The sequence below is a fragment of the Limnohabitans sp. Hippo4 genome (genome assembly GCF_003063605.1).
Lineage (GTDB): Bacteria > Pseudomonadota > Gammaproteobacteria > Burkholderiales > Burkholderiaceae_C > Limnohabitans_A.
The window spans coordinates 700901-719074 of sequence record NZ_NESE01000001.1; the positions used below are offsets into that span (position 1 = coordinate 700901).

Here is an 18174-nt window from a genome sequence, read left to right on the forward strand (position 1 = left end):
TTAGTTTTTCCGTTCCACCACTTGGCTGGCCAAGGCGCGCAAAGCGGCTGTGGCTGTGGCGTTCAAACCGCTGGCAGTCAATGCGGCCAGCGATTCAGCATGAAGTTGTTCTGCCAGTTCTTGCGCTTTGGCAAGACCTAGCAAAGACACATAAGTGGGTTTGTCGGCCGCGGCATCTTTGCCAGCAGTTTTGCCCAAGGTGGCCGAGTCTGAGGTGACATCCAAAATGTCGTCAACCACCTGAAAAGCCAGACCCAAGCATTGGGCGTATTGCGACAATGCGTCCATCACCAAGGTGCTGGGCTTGCCCGCACAGACGGCACCCATTTGCACGCTGCACAACAACAAGGCGCCGGTTTTGAGGCGATGCATTTGGCGCAGTTGCGCTTCGGTCAAGGGCAATCCAACGCTGGCCAAGTCAATGGCTTGGCCGCCTGCCATGCCTTGGTAGCCCGCAGCTCGGGCCAACAAACCAACTTGCAAAGCTTGCACTTCCAACTCGGTGCTGCCATCCAATGGCGTGAGGTATTCAAAAGCCAAGGCTTGCAAGCCATCGCCCACCAACAAGGCCTGCGCCTCACCGTATTTCACATGAACCGTGGGCTTGCCGCGGCGCAACACATCGTTGTCCATACAAGGCATGTCATCGTGAACCAAGGAATACGCATGAATCAATTCAATGGCGCATGCAGCTCGCAATGCGGCAATGGCGGCAGGCTGATCAGACACACTGGCGGCTTCTAAGTCCACGCCAATGGCTTCTGCTGCAGCCAAAACCAGCAAGGGGCGCAAACGTTTGCCGCCGTCCAAAACGGCATAGCGCATGGCTTCACCCAAACCAGCGGGGGAATGCCCATCAATGCCTTGTTTGAGTTGTTGCTCGACTTGCGCCAGTCGGGCTTCCGACCAAGCTTTGAAATTGAAGTTGCCAGAAAAAGAATCGCTCATACGCCGTCCCAAGGTTTCAAACTGCCCTCGTCTAAAACACTGATTTGGGTTTCGATGGCGGCCAAGCGTTCGCGGCAGTAGGCCAGCAAAGTTGCGCCTCTTTGGTAATGCGTCAGCAGTTGATCCAAAGGCAATTGGCCGGATTCGAGTTTGGCCAGCAACTGCTCCAGCTCTTGAACCGCCTCTTCGTAGCTTTCAGGAACGGCCTGATCGGCCTGCGCTTTGGCTGGGGTAGGAGTGGCTTTGGGCATGGCTGAATTAGATCTAAAGAAGGGCATTTTAGGGCGACTTCACCCCGAAATTGCTGACCTGAGGGTACAATTCCCCTTCATCGCGGGCTTCGGTCCGTTTTTTTCGCGGTCAGCTCTCAAGGCCCCGCATTGTCCCTGCCCCTTCATAGGGGGAGTCTCTAGGTCAGGTCACCCATGTCTGATTTAAGTCTTCAACTGCAGCAGGCCGCAAGCCAACTACCAGTTTCAAGCTACTTTGATGACGCGCTGTTTCAGCGCGAGCTGAAAAGCATTTTTCAGCAAGGCCCCAAGTACGTGGGTCATCAACTGTCCGTTCCCGAAATCGGGGACTACCATGCCCTGCCCCAAGAGGCCGGTGGCCGTGCCTTGGTTCGGTCCGAGCGCGGCGTCGAATTGATCTCCAACATTTGCAGGCACCGCCAAGCGGTCATGCTGCAAGGACGTGGTTCACTTCATACCCAACAAAAAGGCAGCGCGGGTGGCAACATTGTTTGCCCACTTCACCGTTGGACTTATGCACCTTCTGGCAACTTGCTGGGTGCCCCACACTTTGCCCAAGACCCTTGCCTGAACCTTCAAAACTACCCACTCCAAGAATGGAATGGCTTGCTCTTTGAAGGCAATGGCCGCGATGTGACCGCCGATTTGGCCGGCATGGGCCCTCGCGCCGCCCTTGACTTCACGGGCTTCAAACTCGATCACGTTGAGATGCACGAGTGCAACTACAACTGGAAAACCTTCATCGAGGTTTACCTCGAGGACTATCACGTCGAGCCCTTCCATCCTGGCTTGGGCAATTTCGTGACCTGTGACGACCTCAATTGGCAATTCCAAAAAGAGTTTTCGGTGCAAACGGTTGGAATCGCTAACCGTTTGGGAAAAGCAGGCAGCCCGGTCTACAAACGCTGGCAAGAGCAACTCATGCAATACCGCCAAGGTGCCGTTCCCGAATTCGGCGCCATCTGGCTGACCTACTACCCCCACATCATGGTTGAGTGGTATCCGCATGTTTTGACGGTGTCCACACTGCACCCCATCAGCCCCGAAAAAACGCTGAACATGGTGGAGTTTTACTACCCCGAAGAAATCGTTGCCTTTGAGCGTGAGTTTGTAGAAGCACAGCAAGCCGCGTACATGGAAACATGCATTGAAGACGATGAAATTGGCGAACGCATGGACGCCGGTCGCAAAGCCTTGCTGAAACGAGGCGACAACGAAGTGGGCCCCTATCAAAGTCCCATGGAAGATGGCATGCAACATTTCCACGAGTGGTACCGACGAAAAATGGGCGACGCCCTTACCGACTGAAGCGCATGCAAGCACTCTGGATGGTTCTGGCCTCGCTGTTTTTCTCAACCATGAGTGTTTGCGTGAAGTTTGCAGCCACGCATTTCAACACCTTTGAATTGGTTTGCTACCGCGGTGCCATTGGCACCTTGATCATGGCGGTCATCTGCAAGCGCAAAGGCATGTCACTCAAAACCCCCGTGCCCAAAATGCACCTCTGGCGCTCCGTGGTGGGCGTCACGTCCTTGGCTGCATGGTTTTATGCCATTGCGTATTTGCCCTTGGCCACCGCCATGACGCTCAACTACATGAGCGGTGTCTGGGTGGCGGCATTTTTGGTGGGCAGCACCATTTGGGCAGGTTCCTTGCAAAACGCCAAACAACAAATTCCAGTGGCCCTCACCGTGATGGTGGGTTTTGTCGGTGTGGTGATGATTTTGCGTCCCACCTTTGAACAAAATCAGTGGCTGGCAGGCTTGATTGGCGTGTCCTCTGGGGTCATTGCAGCCATGGCTTATTTACAGGTTGCTGCTTTGGGCCGCGAAGGTGAACCCGTCGAGCGCACTGTGTTTTACTTTTCCTTGGGCGCCACAGTCTCAGGCGCTGTGTGCATGCTCTTTACCGGCACCAGCGAGTGGGTGTGGCCACAAGCGTGGTTGCTTTTGCCGATGGGCATTTTGGCGGCTTTAGGTCAATGGTGCATGACCCGCGCCTACAACGACGGCGCCACCATGGTGGTGGCCAATCTGCAATATTCGGGCATCGTTTTTTCAGCCTTGTTTGGCATGTTTTTGTTTGGCGATCAAATCCCCCTCATTGGATGGGCCGGCATCATTGTCATCGTACTGAGCGCCATCGCCGCAACGGCATTGCGATCACGCAGTACCGTTGCCTTGCCCGTTGAAGACCACTGATATTGAAAGGATGCATTCGATGTACACCACCCTCATTTCCGTCCAACAACTCAAAGACCTTCAAGCCTCTGGACAAGCCTTCATGGTGTTCGATTGCAGTTGCGATTTGATGAAGCCTGAAATGGCCGACATGATGTTTGCAACAGTGCGCATTCAAGGTGCGCGCCAAGCGCATTTAGATCGCAACCTGAGCACACATGGCCCCACAGCCGTCAACGGCGGCCGCCATCCCCTGCCTTCACGCGAAACATTTGCGGCGTGGCTTGGCAGTTTAGGGTTCACCAACGAGATGCAAGCTGTGGTCTACGACCGCAACGGTGCCAACTATTGCGGCCGTTTGTGGTGGATGCTGAAATGGCTAGGCCATGATGCCGTGGCGGTGCTCGACGGCGGATTGCAAGCTTGGCAAGCCGCGGGCGGCGCTGTCGATTCTGGCGCTGCTTTACCTGCGCAAGCTTCATCTAAGTTTGCCTTGAAACCCGCGCTGCGCGAATGGGTCAGCACCGCCGACCTGGCACCCCAAGTGGGTCATGCCAATCTCACCATCATCGATGCGCGGGGTGCTGCACGCTATCGCGGCGAAATGGAACCCATCGACCCTGTGGCGGGCCACATCCCTGGTGCGCTGAACCGCCCCTTCAATGAAAACCTCACCGCTGAAGGTTTTTTCAAATCACCGCAAGTGCTGCGCGCAGAATTTGAAACACTCTTGGCGGGTCGCGACGCGTCAACGGTGGTGCATCACTGCGGCAGTGGCGTCAGTACGGTGCCCAATATTTTGGCCATGGAGTTGGCGGGCTTGGGTGTGACCCGTTTGTACCCAGGCAGCTGGAGTGAATGGTGCAACACACCTGGCCTGCCCTGCGCCAAGTCTTGAAATTGCCAGTCAGTGCAGGCTTGAAGCGTGGGCGAGCATGCTCACGCCACTCACCAAAGCCATGCCAGACACCAACCACACAATTTGTGCGGCCGTCTCGCGAGAGCTGAGGCGCTTTTGAAGTTGTGGAATCAGGTCGGCCAGCGCCACATAGATGAAACTGCTGCTTGCAATGGCCAGCATGTAAGGCAAGATGCCATGCAACTGGTCTAGCAAGACGTAGCCTGCCACGCCGCCCAATGCCGTGATTGCACCTGCCAGCGTCACTTTCAAAATGGCTGTTTGACGGCTGCGGGAACCTTCGTTCAACACCACCAAATCGCCCATGTGGTGCGGCACTTCGTGCGCCAGCACGGCCAAGGCAGCCACAACACCCAAGCGCAAATCGACCATAAAGGCCGAAGCAATCAAGACGCCATCGCCAAAGCAATGCACGCTGTCGCCAGCCAAAATGGCCCAACCACCAGCCATTGGTTTGGCATGCGTGTCATGATTGTGTGAAGCGTCGGCTGCATGGTCGTGATCATCGTCATGATGATGGCCATGGTGCGCATCGCCATGGTGGTGTTCATGACCGTGATGCCACAACTCGGCTTTGTCGAGCAAGAAGAAAAAGAGCAAACCAAACAGCAGCGTGACAAACAGGTTGTGGGGTTCAACGCCAGCCTCGAAGGCTTCGGGCAACAGGTGCAAAAAGGCTGTGGCGAGCAAAGCGCCTGCAGCCAAACTGAGCATGTGCTGCGTGTAGCGGCTCACAATGCCAAAGCTGAGCCACGCCGCAAGCCACACACTGCCAATGCCAGCGGCCAAGGTGCCCAACAAAATCGCCAATAAAGTCATTCAAATTCCTACGCCCAAACATCCACAGGGGCACAGGTCAAATTATGCCTGCCCGCAACAGGCTTTAGTTGGCTTCATGAATCACCACATCAATGGGGACACCCCACAACTCGGCTTGCGCCTGCAATTGGTCAATGGGTTGGCGGGCCCAATCACCTCGGATGTAACCCAAAGCCACCATGGCCCCAGCTTCATAGCCCCAACCTGCTGAGGTAATTTCACCGACAAACTTCCCCTTCACGTTCAGGGGCTCACCACCCCATAAGTAATGTTCAGGTGATTTGGCGACGATCTTCACCAACTTCTTGTCCAAAGTTGAGTTTCCTTGTGTTTTGCGTGCAAGCAATGCTTGCTTGCCTTTGAAATCAGACATCTTGTCCAATTTGACGCCGGCCCACAAGCCAGCTTCAAAAGGCGTTTCATCAGGACCCATTTCCGCGCCCCAGGCCCTTCGCTGCCTTTCGATGCGCAACGCATCGAGGGCGTAATAACCCGCGTCACGCAAACCCAAATCGACACCTGCGCCTTGCAAGGTCAAATAAACGTGGCGCGTCATTTCAACAGGGACGTACAACTCATAACCCGGTCCGCCCACATAACTCATGCGCGCTGCGCGAACTTTGGCATGGCCCACATCCACTTCGCGTGTGTGTGCAAAAGGCAAGCTGGCTGGCGACAAATCGTCGGGGCACACACGCGCCATCAAGGCGGTCGAGTTGGGCCCCATCAAAGACAGCACGCAATACTGCGCCGACACATCATTGATGTAGACGCGCATGTCCTGTGTGACGTGGCGTTGCAGCCAATCCAAATCACGCGTGGTTTGCCCTGAACCTGTGACAACCATGAACCGGTCGGTGGTCAAACGAATCACTGTCAGATCGCTTTCAAAACCACCCCGATCGTTCAGCAAAGGGGTGTAAACCATTTTGCCGATGGCAACATCCATGTCGTTGGCACACATGTGCTGCAAGAAACTCAAAGCATCAGGGCCTTGCACCCATAACTTGGAGAAGGAGCTCTGATCGTAGAGTGCCACAGCTTCCCGTGTGGCCCTCTGCTCAGCTTGCATCCATGGCAACCAATCTGGCGTGTCCAACGTATCGCGTGCTGGTGCAGCGCCTGCAGGACGGAAATAGTTCACACGTTCCCAACCATTCTTGCTGCCAAATACAGCACCTTTTGCCGCCAAAATGTCATAAAGAGGCGAACAACGCAAAGGCCGAACTGTCTCTAACTCTTGGCGCGGCCAACGCATCGCGTAATGCAGCCCCAAAGTTTCTGCCGTTCTTTCAGACAATGCTTTTCGGTTGCCTGTGAACGGACCAAACCGCCTGACATCCACATCCCACAAATCAACACTGGGCTCGCCGCCAACAATCCATTCAGCCATCAAACGGCCTGCACCACCCGAGTTGGCAATGCCCGCAGAGTTGAAGCCAGCGCACACAAAATAATTGCGCACTTCAGGCGCTTCGCCCAAAATGAAATTGCCATCGGGTGTGAAGCTCTCTGGACCATTCAGCAACATTTTGACCTTGGCTGTTTCCAGACAAGGTGTTCGCTGAATGGCATTTTCCATCAAGATTTGAAACTGATCCCAGTCTTCACCCAAAAGTTCAAATTGGAAAGTGGAAGGAATGGGGTGCACGTTCCAAGGCTTAGCCACAGGCTCAAAGCCACCCATGACCAAGCCCCCCACTTCTTCTTTGTAATAAATGTAGCCATCAGGGTCGCGCACCACCGGCCACATCGGATGAATGCCTTCAATTTTGTCGGTGACGATGTAGAAGTGTTCTGCGGAATACAAGGGCACGTTGACGCCTGCCAGTTGCCCAAATTGACGTGCCCACTGGCCAGCGCAATTCACCAAGATGTCACACTGAATATCGCCTTGTTTGGTTTTGACACCTTTGACTTGTCCGTTGTGCAAATCAACACCCGTCACTTCAATGTCTTCAAAAATCTTCACACCCTTTAGGCGCGCACCCTTGGCCAAAGACATGCAAAGGTCAGCAGGATTGGCTTTGCCATCGCCAGGAATCCAAATGCCGCCCACCAAATCATCGGTGCGCAACAAAGGCGCACGCTCTCCTACTTCATGTGGCGTGATTTCGTGCACTTCAACCCCAAAGCTGCGGGCCAATGCAATTTGCTTGCGCAACACTTTCATGCGCTCGGGGGTACGGGCCACGTTGACACTGCCACATTGCTTCCAACCTGTGGCCAATCCAGTTTCAGCTTCTAAAGTAGAGTAGAGGTCGATGCCGTACTTGCTCATGCGCGTCATGTTGCGGTTCGGCCGCATCTGCCCCACCAGGCCCGCAGCATGCCAGGTCGTGCCACTGGTTAACTTGCCTTGCTCCAACAAAACCACATCGGTTTGGCCCAACTTGGCCAGGTGATAAGCCACCGAGCATCCGGCAATACCACCGCCCACAATCACAATTTTGGCTTGCTTAGGAAACTCTTGTGTTGCCATGATGAAATCCTGATTGATTTAACCTAAACGAAGCGCAGCCACCCCAGACAAGATGGCTACAGTGCCGACAACTCTCTGCCCTGTCCAAACCTCTTTCAAGAACCACGCCCCAATGAGGGCTGCAAAAAATACAGAGGTTTCGCGCAACGCTGCCACCATGGCAACCGGCGCAACCGTCATGGCCCAAAGGGCAATGGCGTACGAGCCAATCGATGCAGATGCGCCGCCCATGGCCACCGGCCAGCGAGCTCGCACATACGGCCAAACTTGGCCCTTGCGTTGCATGAAGACCAAGGCAGCAAAGGGCCAACCATCCAGCACAAACAACATGCTGATGTATTGTGCAACATGGCCCGAATTGCGCGCACCTTTGGCATCGATCACGGTGTAGATGGCAATCAAGACGGCGTTGCTGAGCGCAAACACAATGGCTTTGCGATGCGACCACCAAGCCCTCGTAAAACCCAACATCAACACGCCACCGCAAATGCAGGCAACACCCATCCATGCCAAGGGCGACAAGGCTTCGCCGATCAAAGCAAAAGAGGCAATGGCCACCAACATGGGTGCGGTGCCTCGCATCAAGGGATAGGTCAACCCCAAATCACCATGTTTGTAGGCCCCGGCCAATGCAAAGTAGTAACCCACATGCACCACCAAAGAACCCAAGATATAAGGCCAAGATTCAGGCGACGGTGGGCCTACATACAAACACACAGGGAGTGCCAAAATGGAGCAGAGCACATGGATCAGGGCTGTGTCCAAGGTTTTGTCAGTGCTAGATTTCACCAGTGCATTCCAACTTGCGTGCAGCAATGCACCCAACAACACCAAAAACAAAACAGACCAGGTCATGTCCGGCTTAGGCTTTCAAAGCGCAGCGTCTTGCAATCTGCATGTAATGTGAAAGTCCTGGTGTTTGAAGCGCAGGTTGCTTGGCCAAGTCGTCCCACAAACGCAATCGCACAGCATCAGGCGCACCTGGCTCCGAAATGAACTTGTCGGCTTCTTCTTTTGAAAAGATACCGCCTTGCAACTTCAAACTGCGCTGAGAATCCTCTGACAAAGCATCGTGATATTCCGGTCGCGCAGCACACAGGTACCGTTTGGCATCGACGTGCCGCTGAATGGCATCAATGACCGCATCTGAAAACAAGCCGCGTAAAAATGGCACCACACGGTACTGATGCACATCATCGACGCCATGCATGCTGGGGGTGTCGCCCAAGTCGTGCAACAAATGGCCCAAGTCGTGTAAAAAAGCTGCTGTCACCAACTCATCACTGGCGCCCTCTTGTTCTCCCAAATAAGCTGACTGCAATGCATGCTGCAACATGGTGACAGGTTCGCCGGTGTATTGCTCATGGCCCTTCTGTTCAAACAATTTTTCAATGTCATTTAAGCTTAAAGCCATGTGCGTCTCAACAAATAAAAGTAAACATCAGTCAGACAAAAGATCTGGCTGCTTCAGGCGTGTATGAGTCAATGCACCCGCCTGCTCCAAGATGGGATAAGCAATGGAGCAAATGTGCGAGTTGATGCGTTTCAAGTCGCTGATCAAATCAATGTGCAAAGAACTTGTGCCAATGCTTTGCGGTGTGTTCTCCTGCAAACGCGCCAAGTGGCGGCTGGCATACTCATGCTCCAAATTGCGAAACTGAACCTTTTGCTCCAGCAATGTTTGCGCATTGCGTACGCCACCGTCTAAGAACACACTCATACCCAATTGCAAGTTGGCAACCAAGCGTTGGTGCAAATCCTCGATCTCTGACAAACCTGCTTCTGAAAACTTGCGTCCTTTGGCAATTTTTTTATCTTCAATGTCTTGCAGAACCCGCTCAATGATGTCGCCAACTTGTTCCATGTTGATGGCAAAGGACATGATGTCAGCCCAGCGCTGCCCCTCACGTTGTGACAAGGCCTCGCGCGAAATTTGCGTCAAATAAAACTTGATGGCGGAATACAAATCGTCAACGCCATCGTCCATCTCTCGGAGTTTGGCAGCCAGCACTGCGTCGTCGTTTCGAATCACAGGCACAATGCCGCGCAACATCGCCTCCACGACATCGGCCTGATGCAGAGCCTCGCGGGCGGCACACGCAATGGCCAATGAGGGCGTCGTGAGTGCCGTAGGATCCAAATACTTGGGTTGAACTTTGTTGCTGTCAATTTGCGAAGAGGGCAAATACTGCGTGAGCCAATCGCCCAATTTGCCCGTCAACATCAACATGCAAACCGACAACAAGACATTGAACAAAAAATGGAAGCTAACGACCGCATCAAAACCCCAAGCCTGAATGTCATCGGCAACAGGCAAGTAAAAGCCTAAAAATGGCACCGCCAAAGCACATCCAATGGCCTTGAACATCAAATTGCCCAAAGGCACCCTGCGCACTTCGGCAGGTGACTTGGACATCGTGAAGAATGCCAACAAACCACTGCCCAAGTTGGCGCCAAGCACCAAGCCTAAAGCCATGGGCAAAGAAACCACTTGGGTTTGACACAAGGTGGCCGTTAACAAAACCATGGCCAAACTGGAGTAGGAAATGACGGTCAGCAAGGCCCCAATCAAAATCAAAATCACGGGGTCGTTGGGCAACACACTGAGCAGCACATGCATGCCATTGGATTGTGTGATGGGCTTGGTGGCCTCCACAATCAGGTGGAGCGCCAAGGTCATCAAGCCCAGCCCGATGGCCACACGGCCCCATCGGCCCAAAGTGTTGTTTTGATTAACCACAAACACCACCACCCCCACCACAATCAGCAATGGCGACAACCAACTCAGATCAAATGAGAACATCAGCGCCATCAGGCTAGTGCCCACATCGGCACCCAGCATCATGATCAAGGCTGTTGACGTCAGAAAAATACCTTGCCCCACAAAGGAACTCACGATGAGGCAAGTGGCGGTACTGGACTGCAGCAAACTGCTCACGCCCACGCCAGACACAAAAGCCCAGAGCGGCTTTTTGACACTGCTGGCCAGCACTTCACGCAGCGATGCCCCCAGAACACGCAAGATGCCAGTTCGCACGGTATGGGTGCCCCACACCAACAATGCAATTGCCGCCAGCAGGTTCAGAAGGTTGTGCATGCGCTCAAGCCCAAGGCATTGAATACGTTTTGATGTTGGTAAAGCTCTTCATCGCTTCTTGAACGCCTTCTTTGTAGCCCAGACCAGAATCTTTGATGCCACCAAACGGTGTGAGCTCTAAGCGATACCCAGGTACCTCTCGAACATTGACACTGCCCATTTGCAACTCATTCACAAAGCGCACAATGTAGTCCATGCGATTGGTGCAGACCCCGCTCGACAAACCATAGACAGTGCCATTGGCAATTTGAATGGCTTCGTCAATGTCTTTGAATTGAATGATGGGTGACACAGGACCAAAAGTTTCCTCTTTCACCAACAACATCTCTGGTCGCACTTGGTCCACCACGGTGGGTGAGTAAAGGGCGCCCCGTCGTTGATTGCCCACCAACAAACGAGCGCCGTGGGCGACAGCGTCGTTCACGCGTGCTTCAAAAAACTTGGCCGCTGCCTCGTCAATCACAGTGCCCATCAAATTGTCTTTGTCCGATGGATCGCCATACGTCCATGCTTTGGTTTTTTGCACCACCAAGTCGGTAAAGTCTTTGGCAACAGCTTGATGCACCAGCATGCGCTTGACGGCTGTACAACGCTGTCCCGAATTTTTGTAAGAACCTTGAACGGCCAAATTGGCGGCCTCTTCCAGGTCGGCATCTTCCATCACGATGAGCGGATCGTTGCCACCCAACTCCAACACAATGCGTCGGTAGCCCGCTTTGTCAGCAATGTATTTGCCAATGGCCACGCCGCCTGTAAAGGTGATCAAATCCACCGCTGGGTGCGTGAGCATTTCATCGGCAATCTCACGCGGGTCGCCTGTGATCACACTCAACATCTCTGGCGGCAAGCCCGCTTCGTACAACAGGTCTGCAAAGTAAATCGCCGAATAAGGCACCTTCTCAGAGGGCTTGAGCACCATGCGGTTGTTGGTGGCCACACTGGGAATGACTTTGTGGGCCACTTGGTTCATGGGGTGGTTGAACGGCGTGATGGCCGTGATCACACCCAATAATGGCGCACGCTGTGTGTAAACACGGCGCTGCTTGCCGTGGTGCGTCAAATCGCAACTGAAAATTTGCCCATCGTCTTTCAGCACCTCTTGTGCGCCAAACAACAAGACATCGCTGACACGCCCGGCTTCGTAAACGGCATCTTTCCAGCACAAGCCAGCTTCAGCAGAAATCAAGTTTGCGATGTCGTCCAAACGATCTCTCACCAATGCTGCTGCTTTGTTCAAAATGGCTGCGCGGTCAAAACGCGACAACTTGGACTTGTAGGCATGCGCAATGGCATAGGCTTCGCGCACTTCTTCCAAGGTGGCTTTAGGAACCGTCCCCAAGCGTTGCTCGGTGAAAGGGTTAAACACTTCGATGAAACGATCGCGTCCGACGCCCACCTTTTTGCCGCCAATGCGCATGGCATCGAGTTGATGGTCTTGGATGAATTGTTCGACTTGACTCATGGCCCTGGCCTTTTGAAATTTAAGCGGTTTGTCCAAAATTCAAGGCCAGATCAAACGCATCAAAATTGCGCCAGCGACGTTGACGGTCCAAGTTGGGCACAGCACGGTTCATGATCAGGGGCACGCGCTGTTCACTGATGCCACCGTGCGATCGCAAGGGAACATCAAGGCCTGACAAATCGTGCTTCGATTTGGCGGTGCCCAGCACCGTGTCGTAATCGGACACCACCACCAAATCTCCCAATCGATCTGCTGGCAATTCAAATTTTTCAGCCGCTTGCTTGCGTGTCAACACCACCTCAATGCCCTGTTCGGCTTGCAATTTTTCACAAGCCTTCAGCGGATCTGTGCCTGCTGGCAAATAAATGGTCGCAAAAGAACCCAAAGCGCCATGGTGCACCACATAGGGATCGGTGATCGGCAGAATGACGCGCACAGCGCCGGCACCCAACCAAGAATCAAACCAGTCTTGCAAATAGATCACCTTGGGTTGACCGTCCATACCCACCTTGGCATTCATGCCATGGTCGGCCGTCAACACCACAACGCAACCCATGGCATCGAGTTGCGCCATGTAATTGTCCATCATGGCGTAAAACGAATTGGCACCATCCGTGCCAGGGGCAAACTTGTGTTGGATGTAATCGGTGGTCGACAAATACATCACATCGGGGCGTTGGTTTTTCATCAGCCACACACCGGCCGCAAACACAAACTCAGACAAGTCTGCGCTGTAGACGCTAGGCAAAGGCTTGCCCACTTTGTTGAGCACATCGTCAATGCCATGCTCTGCCACTGTGGCTTTGTCGGCCTTCTCGGCAGAGAAGCAAATGCCCTTCATGTTGTGACCCAACAATTGGCGCAACTTGTCTTTGGCAGTGACCACCGCCATCTTGCAACCTGCGTCGGCCAATGCAGCCAGCAAAGAAGGCGCACGCAACCACTTGGGATCGTTCATCATCACCTCAACGTTGTTGGCACTGTCGTACAGATAATTGCCACAGATGCCATGCACACTGGGCGGCACACCTGTCACGATCGACAAATTATTGGGATTGGTGAAACTGGGCACCACACAATCGGCATGCAAACCCGTGCCTTGCGCCAGTACTTTTTTCATCCAAGGCATGTGACCGCCTGCCACGGCTTGGCCCAAATAGTCGGGCTCACAGCCGTCCACACACACCACCACCACAGGCTGTTTGGGCATCTGATAAGTGCGATTGTTCACTTGCATGATTTTTCCTTTTAAGGCGCTTTGCGCTCTGAATATTTAACGAAATTGCGTATCGTTCTTTCGCGGCTCATCAGGACATGCTGTCGCAGTGCTTCTGCAGATTTGGCTGCGTTGCGAGAACCGATGGCATCCAAGATGTCGCGGTGTTCATTCACCGAGGTCACCAACAAGGCGTGATCTGAGAAATTGCGCCGTCGAAACAGGCTCAACTCGCGTGTGAGTTTGCGGTACATCGCAATGAGTTTCTTATTGCCTGCATAGGCCACCATGGCTTCATGGAATTCCACATTCAAGCGGTAATAAGTGGCCTCGTCTTCCACCTTGACCGCCTGCTCCATTTGGGTCACCAAGGTTCGCAAACTTAACAACTGTTCTTCCGTGGCGTTGGCCGCCAAGGTGCTGCCCACGTGCGCTTCAATCATGGCGCGCAGGTCAAAAATCTCAAGGGCTTCTTCCAATGGAATTTGCCTGACATACACGCCTCGATTTTTCTCAAGTTGAACCAAGCCCACCTCTTCCAACACTCGGAAAGCTTCTCGCACGGGCCCTCTCGACACGCCGAGACGCTCTGCGAGGGAAGCTTCCGTGAGTTTGTCGCCAGGGCCCAACTCGCCCTCATTGATCAAGCGCTCAATCTCCTGTTGCACCGCACCCGTCAGCGAGTGTTTTTGCAACAGGGAGATGGTGGCATTGGCCTCACTGACGCTTGAAAGCGGTGCAGGCGAGAGAACAGTTTCGTTCGGCATGCACCGAATTTGATCACAACTTAGTCAATTGTCAACAATTTACAAAAAACAATTGACATGCTTTAAATCTTCGATTCCAATGATTTTCACGGGCTTGTCACAGCGCTGTCACAGCGTGCGTGGAAAGTAGTTGGTTTTAACTTGATAAGGATGACGTATGCGCGCACTTTACAAATCAGCCCTTCTTGTGGGCGGTCTGTTGCTAGGCTCTATGGCCTGGGCTCAAAAAACCCAACTGCTGGTCTATACAGCGTTGGAAGTTGACCAATTGAAAGCCTATCAAGAAGGCTTTAACAAGGTCTACCCCGACATTGAACTCAAATGGGTGCGCGACTCGACAGGGGTGATCACCGCCAAACTGCTGGCAGAAAAAGCCAACCCCCAAGCGGATGCCGTGATGGGCGTCGCTGCCACCAGCCTCGAGTTGATGAACAAAAACGGCATGCTCGAGCCTTACGCCCCCCTCAACTTGGACGCCATCATGCCGCAGTATCGCGACAAGGCCAACCCACCTGCCTGGTGGGGTATGGACGTCTGGGGCGCCACCATTTGCTTCAATACCATTGAAGCCAAAAAACGCAACATTCCAAAACCTGAAACTTGGAAAGACCTGACCAAACCTATCTACAAAGGTCAGGTTGTCATGCCCAACCCCGCTTCAAGCGGCACCGGTTACTTTGACGTCATTGCATGGCTGACTTTGTTTGGCGACCAAAACGGCAAAGGCGGCGGCTGGAAGTACATGGACGCATTGCACGAAAACATTGCGCAGTACACACACTCTGGCTCCAAGCCTTGCAACATGGCGTCCAGTGGCGAATACGTGGTGGGCATTGCCTTTGAATACCGCGCGAACGCCAACAAAACCAAAGGCGCCCCCATCGACTTGGTCTTCCCCAAAGAAGGCTTGGGCTGGGACTTGGAATCTTTTGCCATTCACAAAGGCACCAAGAAATTGGACGCTGCCAAGAAATTGGCAGACTGGGCCTCTAGCAAAGATGCCATGAAACTCTACGGCAAAAACTTTGCCATCACAGCACACCCCGGTGTGGCAGACCCTTTGCCCAATGTGCCCAAAGATTACGAGTCACGCTTGGTCAAGCTGGACTTCAAATACGCCGCAGAGCAACGTGAACGCATCCTGAACGAGTGGAATGCACGTTACAACGGTAAATCTGAAAAGCGTTAATTTTTACCAAATGGCCGCCTGGCCTTGCCAAGGCGGCCTTTTTGTTGGTCACTCATGTCTGCAAGTCCTTATCTTTCTCTTCAACACCTACACAAAGCCTTTGGCAACTTTGTTGCCTTGCAAGACATCAACTTGGACATCGTTCCAGGTGAGTTGGTTTGCTTTTTAGGCCCCTCAGGCTGCGGCAAAACCACTCTGCTTCGGATCATTGCAGGACTTGAAGTCCAATCGCGTGGTGTGATTTTCCAAGATGGCAAAAACATTTCGAGCGCCCATCCCGCCGAGCGAGATTACGGCATCGTGTTTCAAAGCTACGCCTTGTTTCCCAACCTTAGCATTGCCGATAACGTTGCCTACGGCTTGGTGAATCGCAAAGTGGCACGCGACGTCGTTCAACAACGCGTTCAAGAATTATTGAAGTTGGTAGGTCTGCCAGGCAGCGGTACCAAATATCCCAGCCAACTGTCTGGCGGGCAACAACAGCGCATTGCGTTAGCGCGTGCCTTGGCCACTTCACCTGGCTTGTTGCTGCTAGACGAACCTTTATCAGCCCTAGACGCTCTCGAGCGCGTTCGACTGCGCGAAGAAATCAGATCTTTGCAACAAAGCTTGGGCGTGACGACCATCATGGTGACGCACGATCAAGAGGAAGCCCTGAGCATGGCCGATCGCATCGTGGTCATGAACCATGGTTGCATTGAACAAGTGGGCACACCCACCGAAATTTACAGAGAACCTGCCAGCGCTTTTGTGGCAGATTTTGTGGGCCAAGTGAATGTCTTGGATGGCACAGTTTCAGGTCAAGCATTGCAACTGGGCGACATGCGAATTCCACTGGCTGAAATCCCTGCAAATCAGCATCCAGAAGGCCCTGTCAAAGTGTATTTACGTCCAGAAGATGTTTTGGCACGCCCCATCTTGGCAGGAGATGCATGCGTCTTTCAGGCAAGCATCCATGAGATTGAATTCTTAGGCGCGTTTTGCCATGTGCATGTGATGGCACCTGCTATCACGCCAAAACCACTCACCGTTTATTTGTCACTGAACTTTCTTGCAGAACAAAACTTGCAAGCTGGATCAACAATTCCTCTCAAACTGATGCCAGAGCGCATCAAATTGTTTTAAACCAGGCATGACTCTCGCACTGACTCACGTCAAACAACGCACGCATTGGAGTGAGTGGTTTGGCTTTGCTGGACTGGCCCTGGTCCTGCTCATTCTCCTGGCCTTCTTGGCAGCACCGTTGCTTGCCATCTTGCAACAGGCAGCACAAGATGATCAAGGGCAGTTTGTGGGGCTGCGTAACTTTATAGGCTACCTGCAAACGCCATCCCTACTAGACAGCTTGTGGAACAGCGTGTGGGTGTCGCTTTTGGTGACCTTCATTGTGGTGCCCCTGGCATTTGTGTTTGCTTATGCACTAACGCGAAGTTGCATGCCAGGCAAAACTTTGTTCAGATCCATCAGCCTGATTCCATTGCTGGCACCCTCCTTGTTGTCTGCCATTTCCCTCATTTATTGGTTTGGCAACCAGGGCGTTTTGAAAGATGCCATGCAAGCCGTTGGCATTTCTCAAATCTATGGTCCTGCAGGCGTGGTGATTGCAGAATGTTTTGCAGCGTTTCCTCATGTTTTGATGATCTTGGTCACAGCACTTGCACTGGCCGATGCGCGCTTGTACGAAGCGGCCGATGCACTGGGCACCAGCACCCAACGCAAGTTCTTCACCATCACCTTGCCTGGCGCCAAGTATGGCTTAATCTCTGCCGCCTTGGTCAGCTTCACCTTGGTCATGACCGACTTTGGCATTCCTAAAGTCATTGGCGGCAATTTCAACATGATGGCCACCGATATTTTCAAATTGGTGATTGGCCAACAAGATTTTTCCAAAGGTTCAGTGGTGGCTTTGTTGCTGCTCTCTCCTGCAGTCTTGAGCTTCGCCGTTGACCGCTATGTCAGCGCACGACAGACCGCCATGCTGAGTGCCCGCGCAGTCGCTTATCAGCCCAAACCCAATGCACGGCACGATGCCATCATGCTGGTTTATTGCACCTTCATTGCCATCCTGATGCTGGCCATGTTGGGCATGGCTGTGTTTGCTTCCTTTGCCAGCTTCTGGCCCTATGACCTGAGCCCTAGCCTGCGTCACTACACCTTGGGTTTGGTGGATGGCGAAGTAGGTGAAGGCTTTGTCAACAGCCTGAAGATGGCCAGCGGCACTGCATTCTTTGGCACCTTGCTTGTGTTTGTCACTGCTTACCTGCTTGAAAAAACAAAAGGCATGAATGCCGTGCGCGCACCGCTTCAATTGCTGGCAGTCATCCCAATGGCTGTGCCTGGTTTGGTTTTGGGCTTGGGTTATATCTTTTTCTTCAACATGCCAAACAACCCTTTGCATGGCATGTACCAAAGCATGGCCTTGCTCACGCTTTGCACCATTGTTCACTTCTACACCACTGGACACCTCACGGCCACCACCGCTTTGAAATCTTTGGATGCCGAATTTGAATCAGTCAGTGCCTCGCTCAAAGTGCCGTTTTACAAAACTTTTTGGCGCGTCACCTTGCCTATCTGCACGCCAGCCATGGTGGACATTGCGCGCTACTTTTTCATCAATGCCATGACCACCATCTCGGCAGTGGTGTTTTTGTATTCACCCGAAACCAAAGTAGCCTCCATTGCCATCTTGAATTTGGATGAGGCCGGCGATATTGGCGCCGCAGCCGCCATGGCGGTGCTCATTGGATTAATTTCCACCGTGGCCACTTTGTTGTTTGCGCTATTAAGCTGGTTTGTTGACAAGCGAACTCAAGCTTGGCGCGTTCGATAATTGTTCAGTTTAAT

At 53.1% G+C, this 18174-nt stretch carries 16 protein-coding genes; 6 read left to right on the forward strand and 10 right to left on the reverse strand.

Translation table 11 applies throughout. From position 1 onward, the window contains the following. Window positions 1-948 carry a polyprenyl synthetase family protein gene (locus B9Z46_RS03185; RefSeq protein WP_055360227.1) on the reverse strand — a complete coding sequence of 316 codons (948 nt, stop codon included), beginning with the start codon at window positions 946-948 and terminating at the stop codon, window positions 1-3. Then, a complete protein-coding gene (gene xseB, locus B9Z46_RS03190) occupies window positions 945-1199 on the reverse strand; it encodes an exodeoxyribonuclease VII small subunit (RefSeq protein ID WP_055360226.1) in 255 nt (84 codons plus the stop codon). The genes B9Z46_RS03185 and xseB overlap by 4 nt, the downstream gene beginning before the upstream one ends. A gap of 174 nt (window positions 1200-1373) precedes the next feature. Here xseB and B9Z46_RS03195 point away from each other — a divergent pair, with 174 nt between their 5' ends. Genes B9Z46_RS03195 through B9Z46_RS03205 form a run of 3 tightly spaced genes read left to right on the forward strand, consistent with a single transcriptional unit; the run spans window position 1374 to window position 4277 of the window. Continuing rightward, window positions 1374-2507 carry an aromatic ring-hydroxylating dioxygenase subunit alpha gene (locus tag B9Z46_RS03195; RefSeq protein ID WP_055360225.1) on the forward strand — a complete coding sequence of 378 codons (1134 nt, stop codon included), beginning with the start codon at window positions 1374-1376 and terminating at the stop codon, window positions 2505-2507. Window positions 2508-2512: 5 nt separating this feature from the next. Further along, a complete protein-coding gene (locus B9Z46_RS03200) occupies window positions 2513-3400 on the forward strand; it encodes a DMT family transporter (RefSeq protein WP_108254495.1) in 888 nt (295 codons plus the stop codon). A 19-nt stretch (window positions 3401-3419) separates the two neighbouring features. After that, window positions 3420-4277: a sulfurtransferase gene (locus B9Z46_RS03205; RefSeq protein WP_108254496.1), complete on the forward strand. Its 858-nt coding sequence runs from the start codon at window positions 3420-3422 to the stop codon at window positions 4275-4277. A 9-nt stretch (window positions 4278-4286) separates the two neighbouring features. On the opposite strand, the gene B9Z46_RS03210 is transcribed toward B9Z46_RS03205, so the two are convergent. The 8 genes from B9Z46_RS03210 to B9Z46_RS03245 all read right to left on the reverse strand — a co-directional run bounded on the left by B9Z46_RS03210 (window position 4287) and on the right by B9Z46_RS03245 (window position 14141). Next, on the reverse strand, window positions 4287-5117 hold the full coding sequence (locus B9Z46_RS03210) for a ZIP family metal transporter (RefSeq protein ID WP_055360222.1): 831 nt from the start codon (window positions 5115-5117) through the stop codon (window positions 4287-4289). Window positions 5118-5181: 64 nt separating this feature from the next. Then, window positions 5182-7599: an FAD-dependent oxidoreductase gene (locus B9Z46_RS03215; protein WP_108254497.1), complete on the reverse strand. Its 2418-nt coding sequence runs from the start codon at window positions 7597-7599 to the stop codon at window positions 5182-5184. An 18-nt stretch (window positions 7600-7617) separates the two neighbouring features. Then, a complete protein-coding gene (locus tag B9Z46_RS03220) occupies window positions 7618-8454 on the reverse strand; it encodes an EamA family transporter (protein WP_108254498.1) in 837 nt (278 codons plus the stop codon). 7 nt (window positions 8455-8461) lie between these two features. Continuing rightward, window positions 8462-9013: a phosphonate degradation HD-domain oxygenase gene (locus B9Z46_RS03225; RefSeq protein WP_108254499.1), complete on the reverse strand. Its 552-nt coding sequence runs from the start codon at window positions 9011-9013 to the stop codon at window positions 8462-8464. A 27-nt stretch (window positions 9014-9040) separates the two neighbouring features. Then, window positions 9041-10696 carry a Na/Pi cotransporter family protein gene (locus B9Z46_RS03230; RefSeq protein WP_055360218.1) on the reverse strand — a complete coding sequence of 552 codons (1656 nt, stop codon included), beginning with the start codon at window positions 10694-10696 and terminating at the stop codon, window positions 9041-9043. Window positions 10697-10700: 4 nt separating this feature from the next. Continuing rightward, window positions 10701-12158: a phosphonoacetaldehyde dehydrogenase gene (gene phnY, locus B9Z46_RS03235; RefSeq protein ID WP_108254500.1), complete on the reverse strand. Its 1458-nt coding sequence runs from the start codon at window positions 12156-12158 to the stop codon at window positions 10701-10703. Between the two features lie 19 nt (window positions 12159-12177). Next, window positions 12178-13395 (reverse strand): phosphonoacetate hydrolase, encoded by a 1218-nt coding sequence (gene phnA / locus B9Z46_RS03240; RefSeq protein ID WP_108254501.1) that lies wholly within the window; start codon window positions 13393-13395, stop codon window positions 12178-12180. Window positions 13396-13406: 11 nt separating this feature from the next. Further along, a complete protein-coding gene (locus B9Z46_RS03245; protein ID WP_108254502.1) occupies window positions 13407-14141 on the reverse strand; it encodes an FCD domain-containing protein in 735 nt (244 codons plus the stop codon). Between the two features lie 157 nt (window positions 14142-14298). Between B9Z46_RS03245 and B9Z46_RS03250 the strand changes: the two genes are divergently transcribed. Genes B9Z46_RS03250 through B9Z46_RS03260 form a run of 3 tightly spaced genes read left to right on the forward strand, consistent with a single transcriptional unit; the run spans window position 14299 to window position 18160 of the window. Continuing rightward, window positions 14299-15330 (forward strand): putative 2-aminoethylphosphonate ABC transporter substrate-binding protein, encoded by a 1032-nt coding sequence (locus B9Z46_RS03250; protein ID WP_108254503.1) that lies wholly within the window; start codon window positions 14299-14301, stop codon window positions 15328-15330. Window positions 15331-15384: 54 nt separating this feature from the next. Continuing rightward, window positions 15385-16455, forward strand: a complete 1071-nt coding sequence (locus B9Z46_RS03255) for a putative 2-aminoethylphosphonate ABC transporter ATP-binding protein (RefSeq protein WP_108254504.1) — start codon at window positions 15385-15387, stop codon at window positions 16453-16455. A gap of 7 nt (window positions 16456-16462) precedes the next feature. Then, window positions 16463-18160: a putative 2-aminoethylphosphonate ABC transporter permease subunit gene (locus tag B9Z46_RS03260; RefSeq protein WP_055360212.1), complete on the forward strand. Its 1698-nt coding sequence runs from the start codon at window positions 16463-16465 to the stop codon at window positions 18158-18160. Window positions 18161-18174: the final 14 nt, after the last annotated feature.